The sequence below is a fragment of the uncultured Brachyspira sp. genome, assembly GCF_944390595.1.
In the GTDB taxonomy this organism is placed as follows: Bacteria; Spirochaetota; Brachyspiria; order Brachyspirales; family Brachyspiraceae; genus Brachyspira.
The window spans coordinates 1-5,223 of sequence record NZ_CALXRN010000093.1 but is presented as its reverse complement, the minus strand read 5'-3'; the positions used below and the strand labels follow the sequence as shown (position 1 = coordinate 5,223).

The following is a 5,223-nucleotide window of genomic DNA, read 5'->3' as shown; positions in this document are numbered from 1 at the left end:
GGTGCGAGAGGCAGGGGCTTAAAGGATGCAGCAAGTTTTTATATAATCATTCAGCAGAAGAGCATACTCATTTAGAGAAATTTAGAGAATATATAAATAAAGCAGGCGGACAGGCTATAATGGGAGAGATGAAAGCCCCAGAGCATAATTTTAATTCTGTTGAGGAATTATTTGAAAAGATAGTTAAGCATGAAGAGTATATAACATCTTGTATTAATAAACTTGTAAGTATATCTATGGACAATAAAGATTATGTTACATTAAAATTTTTAGAATGGTTTGTAGAGGAGCAGTTGGAAGAAGAAGAATTATTTAATGATATTATAAAAAAGATTAAGATTTTGGGTGATTTGAAAGGCAGAAATCTTTATACATTTGATAAGTTTGTAGGTAATTTAGATACTGAGGAACATGGTTCATAATTTTGGTTAAAAATCATAGGGTATATTATTTTTTTAATATACCCTAATTTTTTTATTATATTATTTTCTTTTTCTTAATATTTATCTGTTTTAAATATCAATAATTCAATAATTTATGAAAAACTATGTTATAATAAACTAATATATTTAATTTTTTTATTTGATAAATTTAATATGGTATTATAAAATAATAATAGGTTATAAAATATAAAAAGGAGTTTTTATTATGTCTATAATAAAAGAGGATACTATTAAATTATTGAATGTACAATTAAATAAAGAACTTTATTCTGCAAGTCTTTATTTCAATATGGCTGGTTGGTGTGATAAAGAAGGTTTAAAAGGATGCAGTAAATTTTTATATGGACACTATAAAGAAGAAATAGAACACTTTGAAAAATTTAGAGATTTTATTAATAAAGTAGGCGGACAAGCTACAATTACTGATATGCCAGCTCCTCAGAATGATTTTAAATCTGTGGAAGATTTATTTGAAACTATACTTAAACATGAACAATATGTTACGTCTTGTATAAATGAATTAGTTGGAAGTGCTATGGATAAAAAAGATTATATTACTTTAAGATTTTTAGATTGGTTTATACAAGAACAGCTTGAAGAAGAAGAATTGTTTAATGATATACTTGATAAAATTAAAATTTTAGGTGATTTAAAAGGCAGAAATCTTTATACATTTGATAAAGCTATTGGTAATTTAGATACTGAAAAACATGGCAGCAACAGTATTAGTTTATAATAAAAAATAAAATAATATAATACAGAGAGGATATATGATTAGTAAATTTTTAGATATTTTCAAAAAAAAGGAAAAGTTTAATGCTGATAATGTATCCTCTAAAGAACCAATAACAGCAGAAAATTTCTTTAATTATGATAAATCAAATCCTTATGAAATTCGTGCTGTAAATCTTACAAAATATTATGGAAAAAGAAAGATTATAGGAGATATTTCTTATAGTGTAAAGCAAGGTGAGGTTGTAGGGCTTTTAGGACCGAATGGTGCAGGAAAAACAACTAGTTTTTATATTACTGTTGGATTTGTTGTGGCAACTGCAGGAAATGTTTATTTAAATGATTTAGATATAACTAAACTTCACATGCATGAAAGAGCTACGCTTGGAATAGGTTATTTGCCTCAGGAGGCTTCTATATTCCGTAAACTTTCTGTAGAAGATAATTTGCTTTCTATACTTGAATATAATAAAAATTTAACTCAAAAGGATAGAATGGATATAACAGATATGCTTCTTGCAGAATTCAACATTACTCATGTTAGAAAGCAGAAAGGATATACTCTTTCCGGAGGAGAGAGAAGAAGATGCGAGATAGCCAGAGCATTAACTGTTAACCCTAAATTTATATTATTAGATGAACCTTTTGCAGGAGTTGACCCTATAGCAGTTATAGATATACAAAATATAATAGCTTCTTTAAAAGAAAAAGGCTTAGGTATATTAATTACAGACCATAATGTTCGCGAGACTTTAAGAATTACAGACAGAGCATATATTATGGGTAATGGTCAGATATTAGTAAAAGGTACTCCTGATGAAATAGTTAATAACCCATTAGCACGTAAAGTTTATTTGGGCGAATCTTTTACTATGTAATATTATTTATTAATTTGTGTTATCCTAATGCTACATCAAGAACCATCATTATAGCGAAACCGAATATAAATCCAAATACACCGAAGTGATTATGTTCTTCTGCTACAGCTTCCGGTACAAGTTCTTCTATAACAACATACATCATAGCACCGGCTGAAAATGATAAAGCTATAGGTAATATAAATGTTAATTTTGTAACTGCCAAAGCACCAATAACAGCAGCAATAGGCTCTACTATGCCGGATATTGCTCCAAGCGAGAATGATTTTAATTTTGATATTCCGGAAGTTTTTAAAGGTAAAGAAACTGCAGCACCTTCTGGAAAGTTTTGTAATCCTATACCAAGTGCTAATGCTAGAGCAGCATTGAATGTTACACCGCTGTTTCCAACAGAGAATGCTCCGAATGTTACACCAACAGCTAAACCTTCTGGTATATTATGCAGTGTAATGGCTAAAAATAATAATATGCTTTTTGATAATTGAACCTTTGCCCCTTCTTTTTCTTCATTTCCATTTACTATATGCATATGAGGCAGAACTTTATCCAATATCCATATAAAAAATGCACCAAGTAAAAAACCGCCTACCGGTATTAGCCAATTAGGAAGATTAGTATTTTCTGATAACTCTATTGATGGTGCAAGCAAAGACCAAAAACTTGCTGCTGTCATAACTCCTGCAGCAAATCCATACATCAATGCCAATACTTTAGGTTTTATTTCTTTCATAAAGAAAAATACAAGTCCTGATCCTAATGCTGTAAAAGCAAATGTTATACTGCCGCCGAATAATGCTAATGCCACTGGTGATGAATTTTCTATCATTTATATTTAACCTTTTTATATCATTTTTTACTATGTAATTATATATTTTATTATATTTAATTTCAATACTTATTAGTAATAATTATCAATAATATTTGATTATTTTTTTAAAATAAATTACAATGTATATGGATTAATTTTGTATTATAGTTTATATTTATTCAAATAATTTTTATTTTTAACCAGGAGATTTTTGTTATGAGTAATTATACTGAAGACAAAGATTGTATATTTTGTAAAATAATAAAAGGAGAAATACCTTCTAAATTTATAAAAAAAAATGAACATTGTGTTGTATTTGCAGATTTGAATCCTAAAGCTAAAGTGCATCTTCTTATTGTTCCAAAACATCATGCAAAAAATATTTTAGAGATAAATGATTTTTTAATGGGTAAAGTTCTAGAAACTATAAAAGAAGTAGCTAAAGAACAAGGATTGGATTCATTTAGAATTATAAATAATTGCGGAGCAGGAGCAGGTCAGACTGTATTTCATGTGCATTTTCATTTGCTTCATGACGATAATTTAGAAGAATAAAACTTAATTTATAATAATTCTATATATTTTTAATGAATTATATGAGTTTATAAATGAGTAATTTTTTATTAGCAATAGAATATAAAATAATGATTTTGGAGTTAATTAATGATAGACAGCCATTGCCATCTTACGTATATATCTAAGAAGAGTAAAGAATTGCATGATGTTTTAGAGAGAGCTAATAAAGCCGGAATATTTTATTTTGTTGATATAGGAGTTCATCCTAATGATTTAGATGAGCGTATGTTTATATTATCAGATGCAGAAGGTGTTTTTTTTAGTATAGGCTATTATCCAGATTATGCTAATGAGAATGATGAAGATACTATAAAAGCTTTTGAATTAAAAATAAAAAATTTAAATAAAAAAACTTTAAAAAATAAAAACAAATCTGTATATGCTATAGGCGAGATAGGACTAGATTATTATCATAATAATGATAATAGAAATGAGCAGAAGGAATTTTTTAGTGCATTATGCCAATCTGCTAAAAATACGCATTTGCCTATACTTATACATAGCAGAGATGCTTTTAAAGATACATTTAAAATATTAAAGGAAGCTGATATACCAAAAAGAGGAATATTTCACTGTTTCAGCGGAAATGTTGAAGATGCTAAAAATGCTTTAGATTTGGGATATATATTATCTTTTTCAGGTTCTGCTACATACATGAAAAATGATTTTATAAGAGAAGCTGTTAAATATGTTCCTAAAGATATGTTTACAATAGAAACAGATGCTCCTTATTTGACTCCTCAAAAAGTAAGAGGAAGAGCCAATGAACCTTCATTCATACCATTTACTGTAGAAGTTCTTGCAGAGGTTAGGGGAGAGAGCAGCGAAGATATTATGAGAACTGCTTTAGAGAATGCTGTGAGAGTTTTGGAACTTCCTGTAGATTTGGATAGAATTTGATTTTTATAATAAAAAACTCTCTGTAATTATTGACTTACAGAGAGTTTAATTAATTAAATAAATACCTAATGAAGTTTATAATGCTTTCACAATTTCTTTTAATTTGTTTAAATCATCAGCATTAGGATGTCCCATAGCGTTTCCATGATTAGCTAATTTACTCTGTATAACTTTCTTTTCATCTTCAGAAGCAGCCTTTTCAAGCATATTTTCTAAATTCTTTTTTTGTCCTTCTATCCATTGTCCTTGGCATGCATAAGTACCAATTAAATTATTTGAAGAATCTAAGAAAGTTTTAGCAGGATTGAGCATTTTATCATAATATTCCTGATTATCTCCATAGCCAACAGTCATAAATAAAAATACTTTTTTATTTTTTAATGTCTGCATGAATTTTCCGGCAGCTTCATCGCAAGTGCCTTTATAACTTCCAGCACCAACGAATACTATATCAGAATCATTAATTTTAGCATTATCAGCAGCATCAGCTTTTACACATTGTAAGCATTCTCCATTAGCAGATTCTTTTATAGCTAAAGCTAATTTTTCAGTATTTCCGCTTTTGCTTGTATAAACAATAGAATATTTCATTTTTAATTCTCCTTTTTGTTAGATTAATCTAAAAAATATTATATCATTTATTGTAATTATTTCAATATACGATATAGCAGTATAATATATTATTTATGAATTTAAATGCTTGCTATTATATAAATATATGTTATAATATATAGGTTGTAAACTAGCAATTAATTTATATTTTAATAGAGTATTATATCAAGGAGAAGGCAAATGGAAGTTATCTTAAAAAAAGATTTTATATCATTAGGTTATGAAGGTGATATATGTAAAGTAAAAGACGGCTATGCAAGAAATTACCTTATTC

7 protein-coding genes and 1 pseudogene are annotated in these 5,223 nt (G+C 27.8%); 6 read left to right on the top strand and 2 right to left on the bottom strand.

All coding sequences use genetic code 11. From position 1 onward, the window contains the following. From Q0J90_RS04805 to lptB, 3 genes are all read left to right on the top strand, one after another. A partial coding sequence (locus tag Q0J90_RS04805) for a ferritin (RefSeq protein ID WP_297276819.1) occupies positions 1-422 on the top strand: 422 nt, incomplete at its 5' end. A gap of 226 nt (positions 423-648) precedes the next feature. Further along, positions 649-1,179 carry a ferritin gene (locus tag Q0J90_RS04800; protein WP_297276818.1) on the top strand — a complete coding sequence of 177 codons (531 nt, stop codon included), beginning with the start codon at positions 649-651 and terminating at the stop codon, positions 1,177-1,179. 34 nt (positions 1,180-1,213) lie between these two features. Continuing rightward, positions 1,214-2,053: an LPS export ABC transporter ATP-binding protein gene (gene lptB / locus Q0J90_RS04795; RefSeq protein ID WP_297276817.1), complete on the top strand. Its 840-nt coding sequence runs from the start codon at positions 1,214-1,216 to the stop codon at positions 2,051-2,053. Between the two features lie 19 nt (positions 2,054-2,072). Here lptB and Q0J90_RS04790 read toward each other — a convergent pair whose 3' ends face one another. Beyond that, a complete protein-coding gene (locus Q0J90_RS04790) occupies positions 2,073-2,879 on the bottom strand; it encodes a ZIP family metal transporter (RefSeq protein ID WP_297276816.1) in 807 nt (268 codons plus the stop codon). Positions 2,880-3,077: 198 nt separating this feature from the next. Between Q0J90_RS04790 and Q0J90_RS04785 the strand changes: the two genes are divergently transcribed. Next, positions 3,078-3,416 (top strand): HIT domain-containing protein, encoded by a 339-nt coding sequence (locus tag Q0J90_RS04785; protein WP_297276815.1) that lies wholly within the window; start codon positions 3,078-3,080, stop codon positions 3,414-3,416. A gap of 108 nt (positions 3,417-3,524) precedes the next feature. Then, positions 3,525-4,337 (top strand): TatD family hydrolase, encoded by an 813-nt coding sequence (locus tag Q0J90_RS04780; RefSeq protein WP_297276814.1) that lies wholly within the window; start codon positions 3,525-3,527, stop codon positions 4,335-4,337. 75 nt (positions 4,338-4,412) lie between these two features. Here Q0J90_RS04780 and Q0J90_RS04775 read toward each other — a convergent pair whose 3' ends face one another. Further along, positions 4,413-4,928, bottom strand: coding sequence for a flavodoxin family protein (locus tag Q0J90_RS04775; RefSeq protein WP_297276813.1), 516 nt, complete (start codon positions 4,926-4,928; stop codon positions 4,413-4,415). A 201-nt stretch (positions 4,929-5,129) separates the two neighbouring features. Here Q0J90_RS04775 and Q0J90_RS04770 point away from each other — a divergent pair. Continuing rightward, positions 5,130-5,223: pseudogene (locus Q0J90_RS04770) on the top strand (50S ribosomal protein L9); the annotation flags it as partial.

Coding starts and splice junctions, on each gene's coding strand:
- Q0J90_RS04780 (WP_297276814.1), top strand. CDS start 3,525: ATGATAGACAGCCATTGCCATCTTACGTATATATCTAAGAAGAGTAAA.
- Q0J90_RS04800 (WP_297276818.1), top strand. CDS start 649: ATGTCTATAATAAAAGAGGATACTATTAAATTATTGAATGTACAATTA.
- lptB (WP_297276817.1), top strand. CDS start 1,214: ATGATTAGTAAATTTTTAGATATTTTCAAAAAAAAGGAAAAGTTTAAT.
- Q0J90_RS04775 (WP_297276813.1), bottom strand. CDS start 4,928: ATGAAATATTCTATTGTTTATACAAGCAAAAGCGGAAATACTGAAAAA.
- Q0J90_RS04785 (WP_297276815.1), top strand. CDS start 3,078: ATGAGTAATTATACTGAAGACAAAGATTGTATATTTTGTAAAATAATA.
- Q0J90_RS04790 (WP_297276816.1), bottom strand. CDS start 2,879: ATGATAGAAAATTCATCACCAGTGGCATTAGCATTATTCGGCGGCAGT.